The organism is Paenibacillus sp. B46(2026) (assembly GCF_056786355.1).
Genome location: NZ_CM165907.1, coordinates 2137025 through 2160009, shown reverse-complemented (window position 1 = coordinate 2160009; position 22985 = coordinate 2137025). Strand labels below are relative to the sequence as shown.

The window sequence follows — 22985 nt, the reverse complement described above, 5'->3', positions numbered from 1 at the left end:
GCCATGGGCGCACCGGATCGAAAAATAAGGAGGATTTTCATTTATGCCAAAACGATTTAGCAGAATGCTCGCGTTCCTCTGTTGCTTGGTAATGGTGGCGTCGCTAATGCCTACCAGTTATGCCACCGCCATTGACAACATCGAGAACGCAGAAGCGAATGAAACACCCACCGCCATTTTTGGAACTCCCGAACTCGGGTCAAACGACCCACTCTGGGGCCAGACAATGGAGCATCACATCAACAAAAGTACTGTGCCCGCCGACCCCAGACCCCATGCCATGGGTACAGCCAGAATCCTTTGGGATCATGACTACCTGTATGCCCGCGTAGTTGTGAATGACAGTAATCTATATCAGGGAGCTGGCGCAGATCACCAGTATGACAGCCTTGAGTTTTATGTTGGTACCGGAACCGGGGGCTCAAACCAATGGCGCGTAAGCGCGACGGGTGTGTTCTCAGGGCAGGCCGCTCCGGGCAGAGCTGCATGGACCCAGATCATGGAAACAGGATATATCGTGGAGATGAGAATACCCAAAAGAACCTTGACCTTGGAGGAGGGCAAGCTTACCTTTGAGGTTTATATTAATAACTCAACGGAAAAGGGCGGTGACCGCTATGAAGTCGTTTCCAGTTTCGGAGATCCGGACGCGGCTTATACAAGCTCTGTTTCATTTACAGACAGCCTGCAGCTCACCTTAGCCAATGAAGTGGACACCAGATTATCAATCACCGCAACTGCTGGTCCGGGTGGCCGAATAACGTTGAACCCACCTGGCGATGTTCTGAGAATAGATCGAGGCTCTAACAAAGAAATTACGTTTACCCCCGATTACGGCAAAGTTGTGGATACCGTAACAGTAGACGGCGAGATTGTAACTCTATCTGCTGGCACTTATACCTTTACGAATATTGAAGCTGACCATTCAATTCATGTGACATTCAAAAACGATCCGGACGCGGAGATAATTCCCTTTATCGTATGGAACGACAACTTCGCCAGTGGCGAGTACACGACGGCTGTCATCATTGACTTAGGCGAGGGGAAGGCAGCGTTAGGCTCCGAGCTAAATCCGGGCTTGTTTACCTTGTCAGCCAGGAACACGACCCTGAACGGCGAAGCGGTGACCTTTGAAGGGACGCGCAAGATCACAAGGGTATACGCTAATGACGAACCGAAGGTACGCGGCTATCTGGGGCCGGTAAGCAATTCACCGGATTATCAGGACGGACTGGCAAGCGGCCGTTACATCGTAGTTGAGTCTGAGTTTTATTCAGCGAGCGGCGGCAATACAACGCTGGATGGCAGCAGTAACTCGACAAAGCAGGTTTACAACATTGTCCAAAACGGAGAGATCGTACTGACAGAAGGGAGTCCACTTCGCAACGTGGTTTTTGAACAGGAAAAAGTTGTGAATCCGATCCTTGACAAGTTTACAACATTCACGGACAATTCGGTCAATCGCTCGCTCTACCTTCACAAGGATGAAGACGGTAAAGTGATGAAAGGATTGCCGCTGTATGTCTATACCCACGGCATGTCACGCGGCGGTACAAACGCTGCGACAGACCAAAAAGCGGCCATGAAATCCGCCAACGGCTCGGTCGCTCTAATGAAAAAAATGGAGAACAATCCTGAAAAGTACGCCAGCCATGTACTGAATATTTCCTATAATGGCGTATCTGTTCCCTCAACAGAGAATGTTAAGAAGGTCATAGACGCCCTGATTGCCAGCAGCGAAGTAGACCCTAACCGTGTTTACGCAGCAGGCTTCTCATGGGGCGGCCAGTATACAAACAACTTAGTTAACAGCCACCCTGGCTTCTTCGCCGCCGCCGCACCTATGGCCCCGGTAAGCGGTTCACCGAATGCTAAGGACAACGATGCTCATAACAACCTGGCCTATTGGATGTTTGTAAATGCTCATAACGTTGCAGGCTACCAGACTAACCTCAATAACTTCATAAATACCAATATGCCGAAAATGATCAACGCGAGGGCTTCGCGCTTTGAGAGTAATGAGGCTCTTACGTGGCCCTACAATCAATTTGATCAGCCAAATCTGCGGCCGAATCCGGCCAACACACCTGTTCTGGCTGATTACATAGCGCACGAAGTTGAAGCGGCGGTTCTTTACAACCAGATAACTATGGGGAATTGGAGCATAGCTCCCACGGCGCAGTCCTCTAACTTGCCGGCTTGGAACAATGACTACACAGACGTCTTTGATTGGATGTTCGCGCAGAGAAAACCGGTCGTCCCTGGTGCTCCGAGCGGCTTCAAGGCGACAGCGGGTGACGGACAGGTCACATTGAGCTGGACTGCTCCTGCTGACGACGGTGGCAGTGCTATATTGAGCTACAAGGTATGGTATGGCAACGTGACGCCGGTCACACTGGATGCGGCGGAGACCAAATATACCTTCAAGGACCTGACAAACGGCCAAGGCTACAGCTTCACGATCATCGCGGTGAACGCAAAGGGCGACGGCGCGGAGATCAGTGCGACAACGACGCCGATGAAGACGACTCCCACTGTGCCTGATTCTGGCGGCAATACGGGCAACACCGGAAATACCGGCAACATCGATAATACGCACAACACCGACAATACGGGCACCGGGACAGACGCTGGAACGTCGAAGTCGACCTACACAGTGAATACACCGAAGGATAAACCCGCGGTCACAGACAAAAACGGCAACACCACCCTCCCCGGCTGCGAGATTGCGACCAAAGGCGGGACGAAGATTAAGGTGCCCGAAGGCACAACGATAGACTCAAACGGTAAGGTAACCATTCCGGCAGACAAGAGCGCCGAAGTGACACTACCCGGCGGCAACAGCACAGTGACCATTTCGGGCGGTTCGACGATAGCGAGCGACGGTACGGTCACAGTAGGCGGAAAAGACGCGTATGTGAACCTGCCAAATGGCAACCAGGTGCATATCCACGGCGGATCGAAGATACGGAGCGGCGGAGCGGTTGTGGTAGGACCCAGCGGCGCAAGAGTCGGCTTAGACAACGGCATGTCACTGAACATCCGTGAGGCTACAGAGCTTGCATTCGATGACAGCCCCCCACTCGGCTTCCTCGTGGTATCAGGCAATCCTTTTAGGGATACCACTATGGACGACTGGTTCTACAGCTATGTAAATTCAGCCTACACATATGACCTTTTCAACGGTACGACGTCCACGACGTTCTCACCAAATACCGCAATGACGCGTGCAATGTTCGTGGAGGTACTGGCCAATCTTGAGAACGTAAACCTCTCCAGCTACACGAGTTCCCGCTTTAGGGACGTGACGGACGGACAGTGGTACACGGCGGCAGCCGAGTGGGCGGCCGAAAAAGGCATAGTCAACGGTACAAACGCAGAACTGTTTGACCCCAATTCACCAATGACGCGCGAGCAGATGCTGGTGATACTGTACAACTACATGAAGTACAAGGGCTATGAGCTACCTGAAAGCCACTCTAAATCCTTCACGGACGAGAGTGAGATCAGCTCCTGGGCGTTGGAGGCCGTTCAGGCACTGAGGGGCATCGGCATTGTATTAGGCAAGCCGGACAACTTTTTTGCTCCCAAAGCCACCGCCATCCGCGCCGAAGTAGCCACGATCTTTGCAAGGTTCGTCGAATATCTGGCTAAGTGAAAGCGTATACAGAAAACAAGGAGACCCTTCTGGCTAGAAGGGTCTCCTTGTTTTCAAACTGCACTTTTTTTGACATCTAGAATATTCGTCCCCAAGCTCGTCCCCAAGTCCAAAAATTCTACTTAATTAATGCATGTTCTGATTTATATGACAACAAAAAAAACCTTGCTACACAAGGGTTTCAACGATTTAATCATGTATTCTCAAGAAATGACCCTGCATCTACAGTTTCGCATTTCAGGTTATCCCTATATTGTAACGGCGTTACCCCCGTCCATTTCTTGAAGGCGTTGCTGAATGCGCTCGGTTCCGAGAAATGAAGAGCGTATGCAATTTCACCTATAGATATATGCAATTGTTCCAAATAGCCGATGGACAATTGCTTTCGCACACGAATAGACAATTCGTTATAAGAAGTTTTCTCCTCTTTTAATCGAAGTTGTAACGTCCGCACACTCATTTGAAAGTGTTCCGCAGTTTGCCGTAAGGTCGGATAATGGGTCGGAAGACAGTATTCCAACCATTGCAATACTTCATCCGAGAACGATCCTGTCACTTGTAACTTCTCAATGGCTTCTTTGGCAAGCGTTTCGAATACGGATAACAATCTTGTATCGGAATACAGAACCGGCTTCTCCAACAAGTCCTTACTCATACACAGCATTGTGGAATTGTCTTCAAATGTGGGAATCACTCCGAACACAGTTTCATATGGATGTATTCCCCCCGGTGACTCATGCATAAAACTGACTTCATGCAACGGAACCGTTCGATTACACAGAATTTCGATCAGACGGTAGAGCGAAGTAGCCATACCCTCTGCACAATGGCGGGGAAAACTCCAGTTAGATTGGGTAAACATGCGTATTCTCACATCTTCATCTACGATCTCCCAATCCAGATTGAATCCGCTGCATAACACTTCATTGTAAGTCTGAAACGACTTAAGTGCAGCTTCTATGTTATTGCAATGCATCATGACGTATCCGAGCACGCCCAAATCGGCAAATTCCGTAAACGCCCCCATCTGCAATCCGAAATAATCATCCTGTGTATAGACCGCCGCCGCGTTTGTTACTCTCTCTAACTCCATTGTTGGGATACGCGCTTCCTGTTGCGTCAGAACAGTGCTGTCAACCGATATATACCGGAAAAACGAATCTGTGTCCACGCCCTTATGGACAAGTGACTTCATGATTGGATACAGCATGGTAACAGAAACACCCGAATCGATCACCGAATTCTCCCCTTTGCGTGATTTATCAAGTAATAGTACGTTGTTGATCATTTCATCCCACCAGTTGCCGGTATATACTAAAGTTGCTTTTTTAATATTATATCACAATGAAATTACCGGGGAGGTAAAAGCAATGAAATCGAAAATGCTTGTCATTAACGGCCATCCGGATGCACAGAGCTACTGTGCATCCTTGGCCAAAGCATATACGGAAGGAGTTCAAAAGAACAGCAAAGCCCAAGTCCGAAATATCGACTTAAGCTCAATCTCCTTTGAGATGAATCTGCAATATGGATACCGTAAGCGGACGGAACTGGAAAATGAACTTCTTAAAGCACAGGAGATGATCCGATGGGCGGATCACCTGATATTCGTTTATCCGATATGGTGGGGGAGCACGCCGGCTGTTCTGAAGGGCTTTATCGATCGGATATTCTTGCCTGGGTTCGCATACAAACACAGGCAGGATTCACAGTTATGGGATAAGCTTCTATTGGGTAAATCTGCGCACCTGATCGTTACGTCCGACACCCCTGCCTGGTACAATCGACTCGTGTACCATCGGGCCGGGCTGAATGTCATGAAGCGAAACGTACTTCATTTCTGTGGTATCAAACCAGTACGCATAACCGAGATTGGTCCTATCAGACCATCTACATCTGGCCAGCGAGATAAATGGATTGCTCACGTTCGAGAGCTTGGTACCAAACTCTCCTGATTTTCATGTATGCTATTTAGCCCCCAAATGAACTTGGACAATACACCCCTTATTCCGACAAACCAAGACGGAGGGGAACGCCATGACAAGGAAACAATATGAACTGGATCCCAAGATGGTGCTTCGATGGGCCAGAGAATTGGAGCGTACAGATCTCGATCAGTTAGATGGAACGCGCTATAAGCAAGCGCCCTTAGTTCCTACAGCCTCTGATTATGCAGCGCTAGCAAAGGAACATGAAAAATTGAAAAAGCTGTATGCTGAACAGGCATTGGAACGGGAAATCCTCCGTGACCTGTAAAAAAAATGAACCCAAACTTGCGGGTAAAATAGAGATTGCCCAAACATACATTGCCCAAGGACATCCTGTTCGACTTGTGCTGCGCATCCTTGAAGTGGAGCGCTCCACGTACTATGCACGTTCAAGCACAACCGCCCTCTCTAGCTGAAAAGCAAAAACCAAGCAGTAAGCTAGAGAGCAAAGTCCAACGTACAAGCTTCGCAAGAACCGCAGGAACTGCGGGGATAAGCCTGCTTATCTTCGCTCGTTGGAGCGTTCAGCGCAGGAATCTCGTGACTTTTAGTCATGAGAGGTTCAATAAAAAAATAAAGTATACTTAATTGGACGGAGGGCATTATGACTATTAAAACAGGAAGCTTTATCTTTATAAGAGTTTTTTTGGGGTTGATATATTTATGGGTAGTTGCTGACCGTTTAGGCATCTTGGGTCCAGTTGGAAATCTAGGTGTGGCCTGGGGAAACTTTGATAGCTTTTTGGAGCATACAGCTACTTTGAACCCTTGGTTCCCAAGAGTAGTGTCTGATATCCTAGGTTATTTTGTAACCTTCTTAGAAGTTGGGCTTGGTGTTTTATTGGTGAGTGGTATTCGCTTAAAAGAGGCTGCTTTAGCTAGTCTTGCCCTGCTTTTGGTATTCCTATTGAGCATGATTTTCTCGATCGGTTTTAAGGAAGCTTTTGATGACATTGTTTTTACGGTAGTTCTTGCAGCGGCTTCGGCACTTCTTTACAGGGGAGCAAAAAAGAGGAGGCCGGGGAGGGGGTAGCCTATTTCGTTTTGAATCGGAATCCACTTCGCTGAAAGTTTTAAAATTTCAGATAGAATCTGATACTTTGTTTCTACGATGATATCCTATAAGGTTTTTTGTCGAAGAGCCCACGCCATTCTGGAGTTGGAGTGTTATCAGCGGGCATGAATTTGAGAGTTATGGGCAGGCGTATGAAGTCGTAACCGAATTTATTCACAACTACAACCACAACCGTATCCACGGCAGCATCTATGATTTATCACCTTATGAATATCGGGATGCGATCAAGCAAGGGACCGTGAAGCCGAAAAAACTTAAAGTGTAGCGCGCAAAAATTACGCCAAAGACTTTACATGGAGGGCAGGCATAATAGGCTAGCCCGCCTTGCGAAACCCTTGTGGTTTCGCCCTTTCGCAAAAAGTCATGCCTGCAGAGGCTCCATGTCAAGTCGGCACACAATCATCGAAAGAACGAGTAAATTCAAGCAATTGTATGTATTCGCTTGAATAAGAGGTGCTGGATGTACCGCTGAAGATATTGCCTCGTCTTCTCATAGGTGAGTGCGAGCTGCTTAACATCAACCTTTTCATGAACTTGTGAAATAGGCACTTTCTGAAACGGCAGCACGTACGCCTTCATGGCATCCAGCACTTGCCTCAATTGCATCTGTGCGTATGCGGTTCCCATCCCTCCCGGTGTAGCACCGATGATCCCGACTTGTTTTGATGAAAACTGAATCCCTTGCCGGTCTTGAAGCCCAGTCAAGCGAGTTCTTGAGCACCCCCCGGGATTCCCGTGTTGTATTCCGGACTCACAATCATGATCCCGTCCACTTCGCAAATGGCTTCCTTGAACAATGCGACTGCTACCGGATCGCCGCTAACCTCCAGATCCTCAATGAAAAACGGCAGACCGCCGATTTCAATTATGTGAATGTTTCAAGTTGAGTCCGATGTAGACGCCATAAAGACTACAATGTAGTTTATTTTCTTAGCGAAGCATGAGCCTGAAACTGTGAAAGCCGTGGGTGGGTTGGACGATGTGAGCAGGAACACCACTTAATATAAACAGTAAAAATAAAACGGGAAAACCCCTGATACACAAAGGCTTTCCCGTCTTCATTACCTGTATGGAGCCTAGGGGGATCGAACCCCTGACCTCATCGCTGCCAGCGATGCGCTCTCCCAGCTGAGCTAAGGCCCCAGGATATGAAATAGATAACTTGTCCAGCACTGCAACGTTCCACAGGCGACTCCTATATCATATAAAATCCAGCTTTCGCTGTCAATCACTTTTTCATGATCCAAAGTGATTGGAGAAGAACAACCGATTTTACTGGCACATACGGACTGGAACCCCAGACTGCTCTTCTCCCTTTACCCACTTCACTAATCCTCCAGATTGTCTTTGGACAACAGGGATTTCAGTTCTTTCATGAACATATTGATGTCTTTGAACTGACGATACACGGAAGCGAAGCGCACATACGCCACTTCATCGACTGGAAACAGCTGTTCCATCAATAGCTCACCAATCTGGCGACTCTCGACCTCAGCATCTGCTGTATTACGCAGCGACTTCTCTACTTCAGATACCATCATCTCCAGCGTCTCAACAGAGACTGGACGTTTCTCACAGGCACGAATAAGCCCGCGGAGAATCTTGTCCCGGCTGAACTCTTCCCGGCTGCCATCTTTCTTAATGACGATCAGGGGTGTTTCCTCAATCATCTCAAACGTTGTAAATCTTCTGGCGCACTGCTCACATTCACGGCGACGACGAATGGATTTCGCTTCGTTTGCCGGACGCGAATCAAGCACTTTGGTACCCATGTAACCGCAATAAGGACATTTCAAATCAGATCACTTCCCATGTTTTACTTTTTACCACATATTCCCTGTACTGACCTTGTAATGAAAATCGCATTGCCGACACATAATACTTTTACCAACCCGCGAGGAGGTGAACAGCAATGGCACAAAGCAACGGTAACTCCAACAACCTGGTGGCACCTAGAGCTTCCGCAGCACTCGAGCAAATGAAATTTGAAGTTGCCCAAGAACTCGGAATCAGCATCCCACAAGACGGATACCAAGGTAACATGACTTCTTACGAGAACGGTTCGATCGGTGGATACATCACGAAGCGTCTGGTAACAATTGCAGAACAGCAATTGGCAGGTCAATACCATTAATATCTGCATCGTAATACGCTACACAGAGGAGCATGGAGCGGCCGGTGAACAACCGGCCTGCTCTGTGCTTCTACTTATATACTCAGAACGTATTATAAATCTTTACATACTGATTATAATAGTAAATGACCCTTTGTACATAGTGACGCGTCTCACCAAACGGAATATCCTTCACCGTATCGAACGAGCCATCCCATACACCATCTCTAAGCCAACTGTTCACTTTGCCCGGACCCGCGTTATAAGCGGCGATCATCACCGCTTCATTGCCATCGAATTGATCGGACAGATTCCGCAGATACCAGGTCCCTAACTGAATATTTCGTTCAGGCTCGTGCTTCAATTCCTCCAGCGAAGTGTCAGGAATTTTGGCTTGTTCCAGTATCCAGTTGGCTGTGTCCGGCATCAGTTGCATGAGTCCAATGGCTCCTCGTTTGGATTCCTTGCTTGTCTTGAAATTGGTCTCCACCTTGATTATGGAAGCAATCAGAAATGGATCAACCTCATAGCTCTGGGATTGGGCACGAATCTCTTCCTTATAATGAATTGGATAGAACCATGCCATCCAGTTTGTATTCAGGAATAATATCAATACAAAGGACACAAACATCAACAGCAGTACACGTTTCTTGCGCAATATCTTCATAACAAACCCTTACGCTGTAGATATGAGTCAATTTGCTGCTGCGTCGCAGGCCATAAGCCGCTGTTATCAATGACAATGTCTGCCAGCTGCTTTTTGCGCTCAATATCCATCTGTACATCCATTCGAGCCTCAGCCTGTTCTGCAGTCATTCCATCCCGACTCATCAAGCGATCTCGTTGGACTAATCTTGGAACATATACAACCATGACTTCCTCGAAACCATCTTCCAGACCCGATTCGTACAACAACGGAATATCAGATACCACAAGTTTATCCGGATGTTGCAATGCGTATGCGGCAGCCCGTTCACGCATCTCTCTACGAATCGCCGGGTGTGTGATGGCCTCCAATGCCTTTCGTTCCTCTGGTTGTTGAAAAACAATGCTTCCAAGCTTTTTCCGATCCAGTGTTCCATCTTCGTTCAGTATGGCTTGTCCAAACCGCTTAACAGCGGCGGCCAACACGGGGTGCCCGGGCATCATAACTTCCCGGGCAATAACGTCTGCATCGATGAGCAACGCTCCCTTACTGGCGAGATAGGCGGAAACACTGCTTTTGCCTGTCGCTATCCCGCCGGTTAAGCCTATATTCATCGTTTCACCTCATAACAGCTTCATTATTCCCATAATCATTAACAAAAGTGCTGGCAATACAGACAGTCTTCGCATCCAGCGCAGAGCTGAGAATCGCAGCCCAACCTTCATGCCAAGGGACAGAAACGCCCCACTAAACAGCGCAATAATGAGTGCCGTCCATAGTGTAGGGAATCCGAGAAGTGCCGCTCCCAATCCTGCCCCAAACGCATCCAGAGACAGGGCAATACCAAGCCACATCGCTTCCTGGGCAGATATACTCCCCGAGTTATCCATATCCGCCTTGGAGGGACTGCGAAGGATCTGAATGACGACCCCCAGCTTACGCAGCTCCAGTGTAAATACCATGCGTTCCAGCGATCCACCTGAAGCCGACTGCTCCAGATCCAGCGCAAGCACCTGATTCCTGCCTTTTGAATCCGTCAGCGTCTTTTGTACTTCTCTAATACCAGTTAACGTTGTTTCTGTTCCCTCACCCGATCTAGTGTCTGTTTCCAGCTGTTCCTTGCCTTGCTTTCGAATAAGTTGCAACAGTGACCATGCACCAATACCTATCAATATAACGGCTCCCACAATCGAAGCGATATCCGGTGACACCACATGGGACAACAGCACACCTACTTGCATCGACAAAGCAATAACCAATCCCGAACAGATCGAAATAACAGCGATAGATAACAGGGGAATCTTAGTCCTCCGTAACCCATATGTAATCCCGACTCCAAAACCATCTAAACTAAGCGCCAAAGCAAGCGCCAGCAATGAAATAAAATGATGCAGCACCCCGGACTCCTCCTCTGTGCGGTACTCGTGCCAACTGAAGATGCCAGTATGGGTATACGCCCGCTTATTTCTGCCATATCAGTATATGGAGGGAGGAATCCAAGGGTGCTATGATTTCATCATTTCGTTCATTCAGTTCATGTTCAGCGGCTGACAGTTTGGACAAAAATGCGTCCCACGGCCACCAACCACCGTTTTTTCAATTAACGTACCACATGTTGCACAAGGTTCCGATTTGCGTCCATAGATTTTCAATTGATGCTGGAACATCCCCATCTCACCCTGTCCGTTTACATAGGATTTGATGGAAGATCCCCCTGCATTCACTGCATCTTGCAACGTAGCCACAATCGCTTCATGGAGCACCGTTAACTGAGCTTCGGTCAGTGTCTTGGCGATGGTCTCGGGATGGATGCCTGCGCGAAATAGAGCCTCGTCCACATAAATATTCCCGATGCCAACCACATATGCCTGATTTAACAGTACAGCCTTGATTTTGGTTGTTCGTTTGCCCACCGCTTCTCGGAACGCAGCTAACGTAAAGGCCGGGTCAAGCGGCTCCAGTCCCAGCTTCAGCAAAGGTTTGGACACCAGTTCCTCACCTGCATTAAACAGATGCATCGTACCGAACTGACGCACATCCTTATAACGCAATTCCGTACCATCATTAAAATGGAAGATCACATGTGTATGTTTCTCCACATCTTCATGCTGCTCGTACACACCGTACCTTCCTTCCATCCGCAGATGGGAGACAAGCACCAACCCGTCCAGCAAAATACGCAAAAACTTGCCTCGACGCTCCACCCCAATGACGGTATGTCCCGCGAGTTCCAGTGCAAATGCATCTATGTCGTCCGGCCGCTGAATAATCCGCGGCAAGCTAACGGTAACATGATCAATGGTCTTGCCTACAATAAGCTGATTCAATGTTCTTCTGACTGTTTCAACTTCCGGTAATTCCGGCATGATGTTCTCACCTCCCCTATATTATAACGGAAGATGGCGCTCAGCGGGACCCTTTTCTTATATCGCTAACATGGAAAGGTCTATTTTGAAATACCGGAAAAACCGTGCGGCTCTTGATTTATTTCGCTTCGTACCAGTTATCCCCAAAGCTGACTTCGGCTTTCAGCGGAACCGACAGTTCCAATGCTTTTTCCATGACAGAAGGGACTAATTCTTTCATCAGTTCCAATTCATCGGCAGGTACTTCGAATACAAGTTCATCGTGCACCTGAAGCAACATGCGACTCTTCAACTTGCGTTCCCGTAATGCTTCATCCATCTGTACCATGGCCAGTTTGATGATATCTGCCGCTGTTCCCTGAATAGGTGTATTCATCGCCGTACGCTCTGCGAAGGAACGCAGATTGAAGTTACTGGCATTAATCTCAGGCAGATAGCGTCGGCGCTCCAACAACGTTTTGACGTAACCATCCTGGCGAGCTTCCTTCACAATGTCATCCATATATCGGCGCACACCCTGAAATACTTCAAAATACTGATCGATAAACTGTGCGGCCTCTTTACGGGTGATGTGCAGGTTCTGTGATAGGCCGTAATCACTTATTCCATACACGATACCAAAGTTAACCGCCTTGGCGGAACGGCGCATATCCCCATCCACATCCTCAGGTTTCACGCCAAATACATCCGAAGCGGTCTTTGTATGAATATCCATATCATTGACAAACGCTTCCTTCAGGCGCTCATCGTCCGAAATGTGTGCCAGAACACGCAGTTCGATCTGGGAATAGTCTGCCGCCAAAATGGACCATCCAGGCTCGGAAGGAACAAATACCTTCCGGATTTTGCGACCTTCCTCCATCCGGATCGGAATGTTCTGCAAGTTCGGGAACTGACTGCTAAGTCGTCCCGTAGCCGCAATGGTCTGACGATAATACGTATGCACCTTTCCATCCCGATCAGAAATCTCTTTGAGTAACCCTTCCACATAAGTGGATTGCAGCTTGGCAAGCTGACGATATTGCAGAATATGCTTGACCACGTCATTATAAGGGGCCAATTTCTCCAATACTTCGGCATCTGTTGAATAGCCCGTTTTTGTTTTCTTCACCACCGGCAAGCCCAGTCTATCAAATAAAATCTCACCCAGTTGCTTCGGTGAATTCAGATTAAATTCCGTTCCTGACAGCTTGTAGATCTCTGCCATCAACCTGCTGATCTGCTCTTCAAACTCACTGCCCAAAGTCTGCAGATCGGCTGTATTGGCCTTGATGCCCTGTTTCTCCATGTCTGCCAGTATGCGTGACAACGGCATCTCCAGTTCATGGAACAATGAATTCATCTCATCGGTTTCCAGTACCTGCTCCTGAAGTGGAATGATGGCTGCTACTGCAGCAGCTTTGCGGCACAGGAAATCGCCCAAGATCTCCACTTCCGGCACCTTGTACTTGGCGCCTTTCCCCATAACCGTGTCATCCTCCACAAGCGATGGCAGACCATACTTGGTCGTAAGTCCACTAATCGTCTGGTTGGATTCTGTTGGATCAAGCAAATACGCTGCCAGCTGTACATCGAATGATGCGCCAGCAAATTCAATGCCATGCGCATGAAGGGCCAGGTCTACACGATGAAGATCATACCCGCGCTTTGGCTGGTCTGAATTACCAAGCCATGCCCGCACTTGGGCCGCAGCCTCGGACTGAAGCAATTCGGGAGATATGAACGTATATGTTCCAGCGGAACCTACTGCTAGTCCAATCAGTTTCGCTTGGTGCGGGTTATCCCCATGTGTCTCCACATGGAGTACATCAATGGAATCAAGAGAACTGAACAGCTCACTGATCGTCTCTTCTGTTGCAATGGAGGATTCCACCTCGGCAGCAGGAATAGCTTCCTGTTCAGAACCGATGCTGCCACTGAACGACAGACGTTCGAGCAAGGATTTGAATTCCAGCTTAGCTAGTGCAGGGCCAGCATTTTCTTCTTTTAATCCGCCGAATTGCATATCCTCCCACGTCTGTTCCAGCGGAACTTCCCGGTGAATCGTCGCCAGTTGTTTGCTCATCCGGGCATCTTCGGCATGGGCCTCAATCTTTTCTTTCATCTTGCCCTTCAGTTCACTTGTGCCGTTCAGCACATCCTCTACTGACCCGAACTGGTGCAGAAGCTTCAGCGCTGTTTTCTCTCCGACCCCGGGAATACCCGGAATATTATCGGAAGCATCCCCCATCAGACCCTTAAGATCAATAATTTGCAGCGGTGTCAGACCATAGCGCTCCTTAATCTGAGCAGGATCATACAGCTCAATATCAGTTACCCCTTTACGCGTCAGTCCGATATGTACATGTTCAGAAGCGAGCTGCAGCATATCTTTGTCACCTGATACAACGAGCACCTGTCTGCCCGCTTCATCTGCGCGTTTGGTTAACGTCCCGATGATATCATCCGCTTCGAAACCAGCCAGCTCAAACTGAGCGATGCCAAGTCCTTTCAGCAGTTCTTTGAGCAAAGGGAATTGCTCCGACAACTCTGGTGGTGTTTTCTCCCGACCGCCTTTGTATTCCTGATACCCTTCGTGGCGGAACGTGATCTTGCCTGCATCGAATGCGACCATAACATGTGTAGGTTTATGTTCTTCAAGCAGTCTCAGCAGCATCGTGGTGAAGCCGTATACCGCATTGGTATGCAAACCTTTCGAGTTGGTCAGAGGCGGCATTGCAAAAAACGCCCTGTAAATAATGCTATTTCCATCTATGAGAATAAACTTGTCCATTCCAGCACCTCGCGTATCATATGGTCAACATCTTCAAATTACATCTACTCCCATGATACCATACCCACCTGTCACATCAAAAAGAATAGCCATCTTTTCACTTTAGTTTTACCCGTAAAAAAGAACCTTCTCCGTAGGTAGTCTGTGAACAGGCTACTCAAGAGAAAGTTCTTCATTTGGTATAAAGCATTGCTCTTCCTATTGATTCAGATCCGGACGTTTACCTGTTACCAGGTATACCGTGCTCTCACCAATATTGGTCGCATGATCGCCAATACGTTCAATGTAACGTCCAACCATCATCAGCAGCATGGCCTGAGAAGCCTGATTCGGGTGCTCTGTCATCAACGTGTAGAGATCACTGATCATGTGACTGTACAATTGATCGACCTGATCGTCTGTTTGAGCCATTTTATAGGCCAGGTCTGTGTTTTCTTTCAGGAAAGATTCGATGGATTCATCGATCATGGATTTCACGATTTCTGCCATTTGCGGAATATCCACAAGAGGTTTAATCAACTCCTGCCCATCCATCCGCAGTGTCACCTTCGCCACGTCGAGAGCAAGATCTCCCATACGCTCCAGATCACTGGAGATTTTGAATGCCACGATAATACGTCTGAGGTCCTTCGCCACCGGCTGTTGTGTGATGATCAGTTTGGAGCCAAGTTCCATAATTTTGTCTTCAAGGGCATTCAGATTCGCATCATTCTTGATGATGACCTGAGCTTTCTCCGCGTTCATCGTTTGTAAACTTTCAATAGCACCATCCAATGCTGCTCCTACATGTTCACCCATTTGTTTGAGCAAGGTACGCAGCTCTTCAAGCTCCTGATCAAATTCTTTTCTGCGAATCATAGATTTCATGTCCTCCTTATCCATCATTTCCGGGTATGCCGGGATCGTTCCAATTCAGCTCGCTTAACCGAACCTTCCAGAGATATAATCCTCGGTTCGGGAATCTTGCGGTGTGGAGAATAACGTCTCCGTATCAGCTGCCTCCACCACTTCACCATTCAGGAAAAATACCGTGCGTCCGGATACCCGTGCCGCCTGGTGCATATTGTGGGTAACCATAACGATGGTGTACTTATGATGCAATTCCTTGACCAATTCCTCAATCTTCAATGTGGAGATCGGGTCGAGTGCTGACGTCGCTTCATCCATCAGCAGAACGTCAGGCTGTACAGCCAGCGCCCGTGCAATACAGAGACGTTGTTGTTGCCCACCAGACAGACTAAGTGCCGACTTCTTCAATACATCCTTCACTTCATCCCACAGTGCAGCATGGACCAGACTCTGCTCCACCAACTGATCCAGTTCAGCCTTTTGGGTTACCCCGTGCAAGCGCGGTCCATAAGCCACGTTTTCATAGATGGATTTCGGAAAAGGATTCGGTTGCTGAAACACCATGCCGACCCGTTTGCGCAGTGTCTCCACTTCAATCTCGTTACTGTAAATATCAGAGCCATTCAGCATAACCTGTCCTTCCACACGAACACCCGGAATCATGTCATTCATCCGGTTTAATGTGCGAAGCAATGTCGACTTACCACAACCTGACGGCCCGATGAACGCAGTAACGGTTTTTTCCGGCAGATCCATGGATATATTTTTAAGCGCGTGATGCGTATCGTAGTATAAATTAAGATTTTCAATGTGAATGAGGTCCTTCATGGATGTTCACTTCTCCTTCGCTGCAGGGACACTGAAACTCCCTTTACGTTGAGACCGATGCTGATATTCTTTCCTCGCTGCTCGGCCATCTTTATTATCCTACCCTTTCATTGTAAAAACAGTATCACTTTCATGTTAACGGAATGTAAAAAGACATCCTTAACCTTCATGATCGGCTTCATCGATCAATCTGATTCCTGATGTCCACCTTATTGATTTGCTTATCATTCACTCGCTATCCAAAACCATCCCATCCAGCTTCATTCGAATATGCTCTGCGACTTCTCCAGCTTTGCCGCCTTCCATGGCAATCTCCTCTGCTATACGGGAGAGGTCTCTCACCGCACTATTCAGTTGCCGGAACGTTGCTCCTCCGGCGGTGACATGCACCGAGCTGTCGTCAATCTCCGCTCCGCTTGCCTTAACCAGTTCTACGGTTTGAAGGGTCAGTCCACCAATATTCTCAAGCAAAGAAGACATGTTCCCTGCAACTTCGCGGGTCTGTTTCGCGAGCGCTCGGATCTCGCCTGCAACAATCTGAAAGCCTCGTCCATATTCACCCGCATGGGCGGCTTCTATGGATGCATTCAGGGCAAGGAGACCACTCTGATCTGCCAGCGACCGGATGGATTGTGCCATGCCCGATCCTGTTTTAATCGAATTCAGCATGTGATCCGCATGTTGACCTTGACTCTCCATGTGCTGATGTACCCGGTTATAGGAAGCATCAACGTGCTTCAGACTCTCTTCTCCATGTTTGGACATTGCCATGATTTCACGGGCTTCATGTACCGTCTGATTAGCTGCGTGCACCAGCTTGGTGACTGCATCGTTGATTCTGGATATCTCCTGTCTGCTCTCGGATACCGTACGAACGCGCTCTGCCGAAGAAGCCTGTTGCAGCCTGCGGGAGAGAGACATCACATCACGCATCGTTAACACACCAAGCAGTCTGTCTTGTTCCGTAACCAGCAGACAGTCGTAGAAATGCTGTTCATTCCGTCCAAGGGCAATATCAATAATGGTTGTGGCTTCCATATGAATATCCGCAATAACCGGAGAAGCATTGGCTACTTGGATAACCGGCTTACGGTAAAATAGATCTGCGGCAAAACGACCATTTAACATCCGGTATAACGTCTCTCGCATTAATAATCCGGTTGGTTTCATCTGCTCATCACACAATACAATACAAGGGTGCTCCTGCTCCTGATTCATCATCGTCGCAGCTTCTCCACAGGTCGTATGGACCCCGGCAACAGGAACTTGACGATAATAGTTATGCAAATGGATTACAGGTTCTTCAGCAACTAGCGTTACTTCAGTTTGCTCCATTTTGGGTGTCGTTAATTCTTCATTATGTAAAACAACATGAGGCTGATCGGGTTTCACTTCGAGCAACATGGGCATAAATGCGCAATCTCCTTTACGTATTAGCTCCGTCTTGAGGCAGGATATATAGGTACAAAGTATCACTCAGATAAATCCATGCTACTCCCTCTACGTAAAGAAAAATCTTCCTTTATGTTAAATGAACGTAAAATAAAACTCCCCGATCATTGCTAACTTGAATGATGGGGAGTTTTTCTTTTGACAACCAATTTATAACCTACACCACGAATCGAATCAATGTGAACCGATTCCGGATCCAGCTCCAGCTTTTTACGTAATGAGCTGACGTGAACGTCCACGGTTCGTTGGCCTCCGATATAATCGAAGCCCCACACAGCATTCATCAGATCATCCCTTGTCAGCACCACACCCGGCTTTTTGGCCAAGTATAGAAGTACTTCGAACTCTTTCGGACGCAGGCTGATGGATTGTCCACCCAAAGTTACTTCATACTTCAGAGGATAGATCTCAAGCTCTCCCAGAATAATTCGTGAGCCATCCTTGTCCTCTGGCTGTGGTAAATCTTCACCATTGGAATAACGTCTTAATACCGCATCCACTCTGGCTAATAACTCCGATACGCCAAATGGTTTGGTAATATAATCATCGGCGCCCGATTTCAGCCCCTGCACAACCTCGGCTTCACCGTTCTTGGCCGTCAGAATGATAACGGGTGTACTGACACCTTGAATTCTTAGCTTGTTCAGAATGTCCAGACCATTCATGCCCGGAAGCATCAGATCCAGCAAAATGAGATCAAATTCCTGAGACAAGGCACGGTCATATCCTGCAGATCCGTGATCCTCGGCTGTAACGTCATAACCTTCCTGTGTCAGGTTATACGTGAGTAATCTAGATAATGTAGGTTCATCTTCAATAACTAGCAAACGCTGTGCCATGATACCCCTTCTCTCTTCATAAGGTTGTCTGTTGCCACAACACTTTTTCTATCATAGCACTAATTTGTTAACGCGGTGTAAAACAATACAACCTTTTTACATTTTCGCCTAGATCTCTTCGTCCTGAATGAATGGAAGGATAACACGGAACGTTGTCCCCATACCCAGCTCACTTTCTACAGACAATTTGCCATGATGCAATTCCACCAAATGCTTAACGATGGAAAGTCCAAGCCCAGTGCCCCCGGAATTACGGGATCTGCCTTTATCCACGCGATAGAAACGTTCGAAGATTCGTGGCAAATCTTTTTTCGGTATACCAATCCCCGTATCCGACACAGCAAACACGACTTCATCATCGTTCTGATCCATATTCACCTGCAACTTCACACGTCCACCCTCAGGGGTGTAGTTGATTCCGTTAGATAACAGATTGATAAAGATCTGCTTCATTTTATCCTCATCTGCTTCAATGTACAGTTCCTCGGGAACATTCATTTCCAGACGAATCTGCTTTTTCTCCGCCACTTTGGATAGGGTGCCCAGCACCATTTCGAAGAAAGAGTGCACATGAACAGGTGAGCATTGCAACGGTGCGCGTTTGGATTCAATTTTGGATAACTCCAGAATATCCCCAATTAGGCGATTAAGTCGATCGCCTTCATCATAGATGATTTGCAAGAATGAGCGCTCTGTCTCTTTATCCTGAACCCCGCCACTGAGCAACGTTTCGGCAAAGCCTTTGACTGCAGCAACAGGTGTTTTGAGCTCATGAGAGACATTCGCAACGAACTCACTGCGCATTGATTCCAGTCGCCGGATTGCTGTCACGTCCTGCAAAAGGAACAACATGCCTCGATACCCGCCATCATCTTCGGACATCGGTACGCCGTCAATACGGATCAATTTTTCTTCCGGGTTGAACACGCTCACTTCTTCATGCATCCGATCACGAAGTGCAACACTCTCTTCAATGGTACGGGTCAACTCGTAGTGTCTCTTCAGTTCAATATAAGGCTTACCCGTAACCTTTCCCGCCTGAATGCCCAGCATACGCTCCGCTTCCCGATTGACCAGTGCAATGGATTGCGCTGCATCGATCATCACAATGCCTCCGGTCATATTCGCCAAGACACTCTGTAGCAGCGCCTCATTGTCACGAATCGTCTTCAGTTGAGACTGCAAACTGTCTGCCATTCCGTTTATCGCGAGCCCAAGCTGTCCGATCTCATCCCTGCGGGTTACATCAACTCTCGCATCGTATTCCAGCTTGGTAATTCGATGGGCTACTTTCGTAATATGCTCAATCGGAGAGGTTAATCCCCGTGCAACCCGATAACTGACAAACGCGACAATCAGGAACAACAGTCCCAGTGCAGCAAACATGATTATCCAGCCACGCTGAAGACCCTGATCCACAGCCTGCAGACTCATGGAAAGACGGATGTAGCCATCAAATTTGCCGCTCGGTATTTCAATCATGTCACTTTGATCCGAATTCACAGGTAATGCCACATAGAGCATGTCTTGGCCCAATGTTTCACTGTAACGTATGGACTGCCCGTATCCATCTCCAACGGCACCCTTAATCTCCTCCCGGTTCAAGTGATTATTCATGGATGCCGGATCACTCTCGGAATCTCCAATGACCGTGCCATCTTTATTGATGAAGGTTACCCGGGAATCCGTCAGACGATCCAATTCCAGAGCCCGATCTGAATAATACTTTCGTGTTTCTTGCGAGGTTGGATCACTTGCATCATGAAATGGAAATGTTGCTTTGAGCAAATTAATCTCGCGCACCATGGTTTGCTCCAGTGCGGTAGTATGTGTAGTTTTAAACACTCTGCCCATCGTATATCCAGCCACAATGACGGATACACCGATCAGCACCATCATAATGATGGCAAGGCGAATTCGGAACGGTCTCATCTATCTCTTCCTTTATGATCATATTAATATCCACTTGCTCTACAATGAATCCAGTTCAATGCGGTCCCCGCGGGTGCCAGGCTGTGAAATAACCAGGAATTCGGTATCTGAATCGCTCCGATTCATCATCTGATGAGGCTCTCCCGGAGGAATTTCTATACCTTCATGGGTTTCCAGCACGAACTCTTCTCCATGTAGTTCCATGCAGGCTTCACCGCTGAGGATAAAAAAGAACTGACGGCTTATCGAATGATAATGTCGTATTTCGGCCGTTCCTGCCGGCATCCGCTCATGAATAATGCTCAGTGTTTCATTTTGTACGAGATGCCATCCATCACACTGTGCACCCCATATATAATGTGCTGCATTCTGTTTGTTCATTTTCATATGCATGAACCCCCTGAAGTAGACTTGCTCGATCTATCATATCACAGATCATTAGTCTTCCATTCTTTTCAATCGAGCTTTGCAACAAATGGTGATACTTCGACTTCAGACAGACAGGGCTAATGGTAAAATATCATAGTTGTATCAACGGAGATGCAGACTTTTGTAAACAGGTGCTAAACTGTATCCTTTGCTCACATACTCCCTCACATAAAAAAGACGTACCACTCAGCAATGCTGAAAAGCGATACGCCTCTCTATTATTAATCCTATTCTGAACCCAAACCTTCTTAACGAATTACCCGTTTACTACTTCGCCACCATTCACATGCATCACCTGTCCGCTCACATACGAGGAATCATCCGAAGCAAGATATACATAAGCAGGAGCCAGTTCATCCGGTTGTCCAGGGCGCTTCATCGGTTGCGTTGCGCCGAACTCGCTTACTTTCTTCTCATCAAATGTGGATGGAATGAGCGGTGTCCAGATCGGTCCTGGGGCAACGGCATTGACACGAATGCCCTTCTCAATCACATTCATCGAAAGAGAACGTGTGAACGAAGTGATTGCTCCTTTGGTAGATGAATAGTCAAGCAAGGTCGGGCTACCGCGATAGGCCGTGATGGATGTCGTGTTAATAATCGTACTACCACTCTTCAGATGTGGCAGTGCAGCCTGCGTCACATAGAACATGCCAAATATATTGGTACGGAATGTACGTTCCAGCTGTTCTGGTGTAATATCCTCCAGATTCTGCTGTGGGTGCTGTTCTGCCGCATTATTCACGACTATGTCCAGTTTGCCCAGTTCATCTACCGTCTGCTGAACCGACTTCTTGGCAAAGGTATCGTCACCAATGTCCCCTGCAATCAAGATGCACTTGCGTCCTTCTTGTTCGACCTGACGCTTCGTCTCTTTGGCATCTTCGTGCTCGCTCAGGTATACAATCGCGACATCTGCGCCTTCTTTTGCGTACGTAACAGCAACAGCACGTCCGATTCCGCTGTCCCCCCCTGTAATGAGCGCCACCTTATCCGTCAGTTTGCCTGCTGCCTTGTACTCAGGCTTCTCAAATTCCGGTCTGGGATGCATCTCCGATTCGATCCCTGGGCGTTGATCCTGGTGTTGTGCCGGCATTGTTTTTTGATTTTGTTGTGTAGTGGACATCTAACATTCTCCTTTCAAAATGTGAACATATTTGGATTACAGAAGACATGGACATAACTGCAGACTTCCTTGTCTTTCGTTCTCTGAAAAAAGTCTCATTCTGTAGGATGGCAGTAACAGTCCAGATTATTCTTCTGCGATCAACAGCAATTCAAGCCTCAGCGTGCTGTCTCTAATCGTTATTTACCACGATCTTAGGATATCAAACAACCGATTTAACTTATTGATTGTTTTGCAGAAAATTCGAAATCCATTCGAAATTAGACTGTTTCATGATACAAAGTGTATTCCTATGCTGCTTGGGCTGATGTACAATGTACAGTATACAGATATGCGCTGGCCAGCAACACGCTGGAGCAAATGAAGTTTTGGACCACCGTGGAGTATATAGGCATGCCCTTCTACTGACCATCGTACCGATCGCCAAAGACAGTATCTTCGAGAGCATGCGTGAAGGTGCTATTGTATTGGATAGTTCCAATCGCCTGGTCGATTACAACAGATCTCTGCGTGACATGTTGCCCAAAGCTTAATCTGGCGATGATCTGCCAACCCTTGGATGACATATGGCTTCATCTTGCCGGAGAGACTTTTCCCGTCGAATACGGCAGGGAAGGATTACAAACCGATCTGTACTGGCAGAGCAATTGAGAGTTGCCTTATTGAATGAACCGCTGGATGTTCAGGGTCTCCCTGTTACGCTAACCTCAAGCTTTGGTATTGCCCAGTACAATGGACGCTTGGATTCGCTGGAGTCCTTGTTACGCGACGCTGATACTGCCTTGTACGAATCCAAGCGCAATGCAGTTCGTGCACATGCTGTGAGTACAGTCTAACCAAAGCTGGCCTTATCTAATGCGATGTAAGAAGATAATCTTCATAGTGTTCCTTATCGTTTCTAAATCACTTCA

At 47.7% G+C, this 22985-nt stretch carries 25 protein-coding genes and 1 tRNA gene; 9 read left to right on the top strand and 17 right to left on the bottom strand.

Translation table 11 applies throughout. From position 1 onward, the window contains the following. Positions 1-43: 43 nt before the first annotated feature. Positions 44-3658 carry an S-layer homology domain-containing protein gene (locus AC1S8V_RS09920; protein ID WP_482073468.1) on the top strand — a complete coding sequence of 1205 codons (3615 nt, stop codon included), beginning with the start codon at positions 44-46 and terminating at the stop codon, positions 3656-3658. Between the two features lie 193 nt (positions 3659-3851). On the opposite strand, the gene AC1S8V_RS09915 is transcribed toward AC1S8V_RS09920, so the two are convergent. Further along, on the bottom strand, positions 3852-4946 hold the full coding sequence (locus AC1S8V_RS09915; RefSeq protein ID WP_482073467.1) for an AraC family transcriptional regulator: 1095 nt from the start codon (positions 4944-4946) through the stop codon (positions 3852-3854). Positions 4947-5028: 82 nt separating this feature from the next. Here AC1S8V_RS09915 and AC1S8V_RS09910 point away from each other — a divergent pair, with 82 nt between their 5' ends. The 5 genes from AC1S8V_RS09910 to AC1S8V_RS09890 all read left to right on the top strand — a co-directional run bounded on the left by AC1S8V_RS09910 (position 5029) and on the right by AC1S8V_RS09890 (position 6986). After that, positions 5029-5613, top strand: a complete 585-nt coding sequence (locus AC1S8V_RS09910) for an NAD(P)H-dependent oxidoreductase (protein WP_482073466.1) — start codon at positions 5029-5031, stop codon at positions 5611-5613. 82 nt (positions 5614-5695) lie between these two features. Further along, positions 5696-5914, top strand: a complete 219-nt coding sequence (locus tag AC1S8V_RS09905; protein ID WP_482073465.1) for a hypothetical protein — start codon at positions 5696-5698, stop codon at positions 5912-5914. Beyond that, the gene (locus tag AC1S8V_RS09900) at positions 5904-6062 is read left to right on the top strand and encodes a hypothetical protein (RefSeq protein WP_482073464.1); all 159 of its coding nucleotides are present in this window, start codon (positions 5904-5906) and stop codon (positions 6060-6062) included. Before AC1S8V_RS09905 ends, AC1S8V_RS09900 begins: the two co-directional genes overlap by 11 nt. 188 nt (positions 6063-6250) lie before the next feature. Beyond that, positions 6251-6679 carry a MauE/DoxX family redox-associated membrane protein gene (locus AC1S8V_RS09895; RefSeq protein ID WP_482073463.1) on the top strand — a complete coding sequence of 143 codons (429 nt, stop codon included), beginning with the start codon at positions 6251-6253 and terminating at the stop codon, positions 6677-6679. An 88-nt stretch (positions 6680-6767) separates the two neighbouring features. Beyond that, positions 6768-6986: an IS3 family transposase gene (locus tag AC1S8V_RS09890; protein WP_482074440.1), complete on the top strand. Its 219-nt coding sequence runs from the start codon at positions 6768-6770 to the stop codon at positions 6984-6986. A 155-nt stretch (positions 6987-7141) separates the two neighbouring features. Here the strand turns inward: AC1S8V_RS09890 and AC1S8V_RS09885 are convergent, their stop codons facing one another. The 4 genes from AC1S8V_RS09885 to nrdR form a co-directional block, all read right to left on the bottom strand. After that, a complete protein-coding gene (locus AC1S8V_RS09885; RefSeq protein WP_482073462.1) occupies positions 7142-7426 on the bottom strand; it encodes an NADPH-dependent FMN reductase in 285 nt (94 codons plus the stop codon). Then, positions 7423-7551: an NAD(P)H-dependent oxidoreductase gene (locus AC1S8V_RS09880; RefSeq protein WP_482074439.1), complete on the bottom strand. Its 129-nt coding sequence runs from the start codon at positions 7549-7551 to the stop codon at positions 7423-7425. The genes AC1S8V_RS09885 and AC1S8V_RS09880 overlap by 4 nt, the downstream gene beginning before the upstream one ends. A gap of 240 nt (positions 7552-7791) precedes the next feature. Further along, a tRNA-Ala gene (locus tag AC1S8V_RS09875) sits at positions 7792-7864 on the bottom strand. 185 nt (positions 7865-8049) lie between these two features. After that, positions 8050-8517 (bottom strand): transcriptional regulator NrdR, encoded by a 468-nt coding sequence (gene nrdR / locus AC1S8V_RS09870; protein WP_026081166.1) that lies wholly within the window; start codon positions 8515-8517, stop codon positions 8050-8052. A gap of 116 nt (positions 8518-8633) precedes the next feature. Between nrdR and AC1S8V_RS09865 the strand changes: the two genes are divergently transcribed. Continuing rightward, the gene (locus tag AC1S8V_RS09865; protein ID WP_482073461.1) at positions 8634-8855 is read left to right on the top strand and encodes an alpha/beta-type small acid-soluble spore protein; all 222 of its coding nucleotides are present in this window, start codon (positions 8634-8636) and stop codon (positions 8853-8855) included. Positions 8856-8937: 82 nt separating this feature from the next. Here AC1S8V_RS09865 and AC1S8V_RS09860 read toward each other — a convergent pair whose 3' ends face one another. The 12 genes from AC1S8V_RS09860 to AC1S8V_RS09805 form a co-directional block, all read right to left on the bottom strand. Continuing rightward, positions 8938-9501, bottom strand: coding sequence for a lytic transglycosylase domain-containing protein (locus AC1S8V_RS09860; protein WP_482073460.1), 564 nt, complete (start codon positions 9499-9501; stop codon positions 8938-8940). Further along, entirely contained in the window at positions 9498-10094 is a 597-nt protein-coding gene (gene coaE, locus AC1S8V_RS09855; protein ID WP_482073459.1) for a dephospho-CoA kinase, read from the bottom strand. Before coaE ends, AC1S8V_RS09860 begins: the two co-directional genes overlap by 4 nt. Positions 10095-10103: 9 nt before the next feature. Further along, complete coding sequence (locus AC1S8V_RS09850) at positions 10104-10877, bottom strand: manganese efflux pump (RefSeq protein ID WP_482073458.1); 774 nt, start codon at positions 10875-10877, stop codon at positions 10104-10106. Between the two features lie 132 nt (positions 10878-11009). After that, positions 11010-11846: a DNA-formamidopyrimidine glycosylase gene (gene mutM / locus AC1S8V_RS09845; protein WP_145319512.1), complete on the bottom strand. Its 837-nt coding sequence runs from the start codon at positions 11844-11846 to the stop codon at positions 11010-11012. A 118-nt stretch (positions 11847-11964) separates the two neighbouring features. Next, positions 11965-14619, bottom strand: a complete 2655-nt coding sequence (gene polA, locus AC1S8V_RS09840) for a DNA polymerase I (protein WP_482073457.1) — start codon at positions 14617-14619, stop codon at positions 11965-11967. A 198-nt stretch (positions 14620-14817) separates the two neighbouring features. Then, on the bottom strand, positions 14818-15477 hold the full coding sequence (gene phoU, locus AC1S8V_RS09835; protein ID WP_145319518.1) for a phosphate signaling complex protein PhoU: 660 nt from the start codon (positions 15475-15477) through the stop codon (positions 14818-14820). A 63-nt stretch (positions 15478-15540) separates the two neighbouring features. Continuing rightward, on the bottom strand, positions 15541-16296 hold the full coding sequence (pstB, locus tag AC1S8V_RS09830; RefSeq protein ID WP_482073456.1) for a phosphate ABC transporter ATP-binding protein PstB: 756 nt from the start codon (positions 16294-16296) through the stop codon (positions 15541-15543). Positions 16297-16524: 228 nt separating this feature from the next. Continuing rightward, the gene (locus tag AC1S8V_RS09825) at positions 16525-17706 is read right to left on the bottom strand and encodes a methyl-accepting chemotaxis protein (protein ID WP_482073455.1); all 1182 of its coding nucleotides are present in this window, start codon (positions 17704-17706) and stop codon (positions 16525-16527) included. 152 nt (positions 17707-17858) lie between these two features. Then, positions 17859-18587, bottom strand: coding sequence for a response regulator transcription factor (locus tag AC1S8V_RS09820; RefSeq protein ID WP_253433078.1), 729 nt, complete (start codon positions 18585-18587; stop codon positions 17859-17861). 108 nt (positions 18588-18695) lie between these two features. Continuing rightward, positions 18696-20519 (bottom strand): two-component system histidine kinase PnpS, encoded by a 1824-nt coding sequence (pnpS, locus tag AC1S8V_RS09815; RefSeq protein ID WP_482073454.1) that lies wholly within the window; start codon positions 20517-20519, stop codon positions 18696-18698. A gap of 39 nt (positions 20520-20558) precedes the next feature. Then, positions 20559-20906 carry a cupin domain-containing protein gene (locus AC1S8V_RS09810; protein ID WP_482073453.1) on the bottom strand — a complete coding sequence of 116 codons (348 nt, stop codon included), beginning with the start codon at positions 20904-20906 and terminating at the stop codon, positions 20559-20561. A gap of 298 nt (positions 20907-21204) precedes the next feature. Then, positions 21205-22074: an SDR family oxidoreductase gene (locus AC1S8V_RS09805; RefSeq protein WP_482073452.1), complete on the bottom strand. Its 870-nt coding sequence runs from the start codon at positions 22072-22074 to the stop codon at positions 21205-21207. 368 nt (positions 22075-22442) lie between these two features. Between AC1S8V_RS09805 and AC1S8V_RS09800 the strand changes: the two genes are divergently transcribed. Both AC1S8V_RS09800 and AC1S8V_RS09795 read left to right on the top strand, forming a co-directional pair. Continuing rightward, positions 22443-22607 carry a hypothetical protein gene (locus AC1S8V_RS09800; RefSeq protein ID WP_482073451.1) on the top strand — a complete coding sequence of 55 codons (165 nt, stop codon included), beginning with the start codon at positions 22443-22445 and terminating at the stop codon, positions 22605-22607. A gap of 33 nt (positions 22608-22640) precedes the next feature. Beyond that, positions 22641-22910 (top strand): GGDEF domain-containing protein, encoded by a 270-nt coding sequence (locus AC1S8V_RS09795; RefSeq protein ID WP_482073450.1) that lies wholly within the window; start codon positions 22641-22643, stop codon positions 22908-22910. Positions 22911-22985 lie beyond the last annotated feature (75 nt).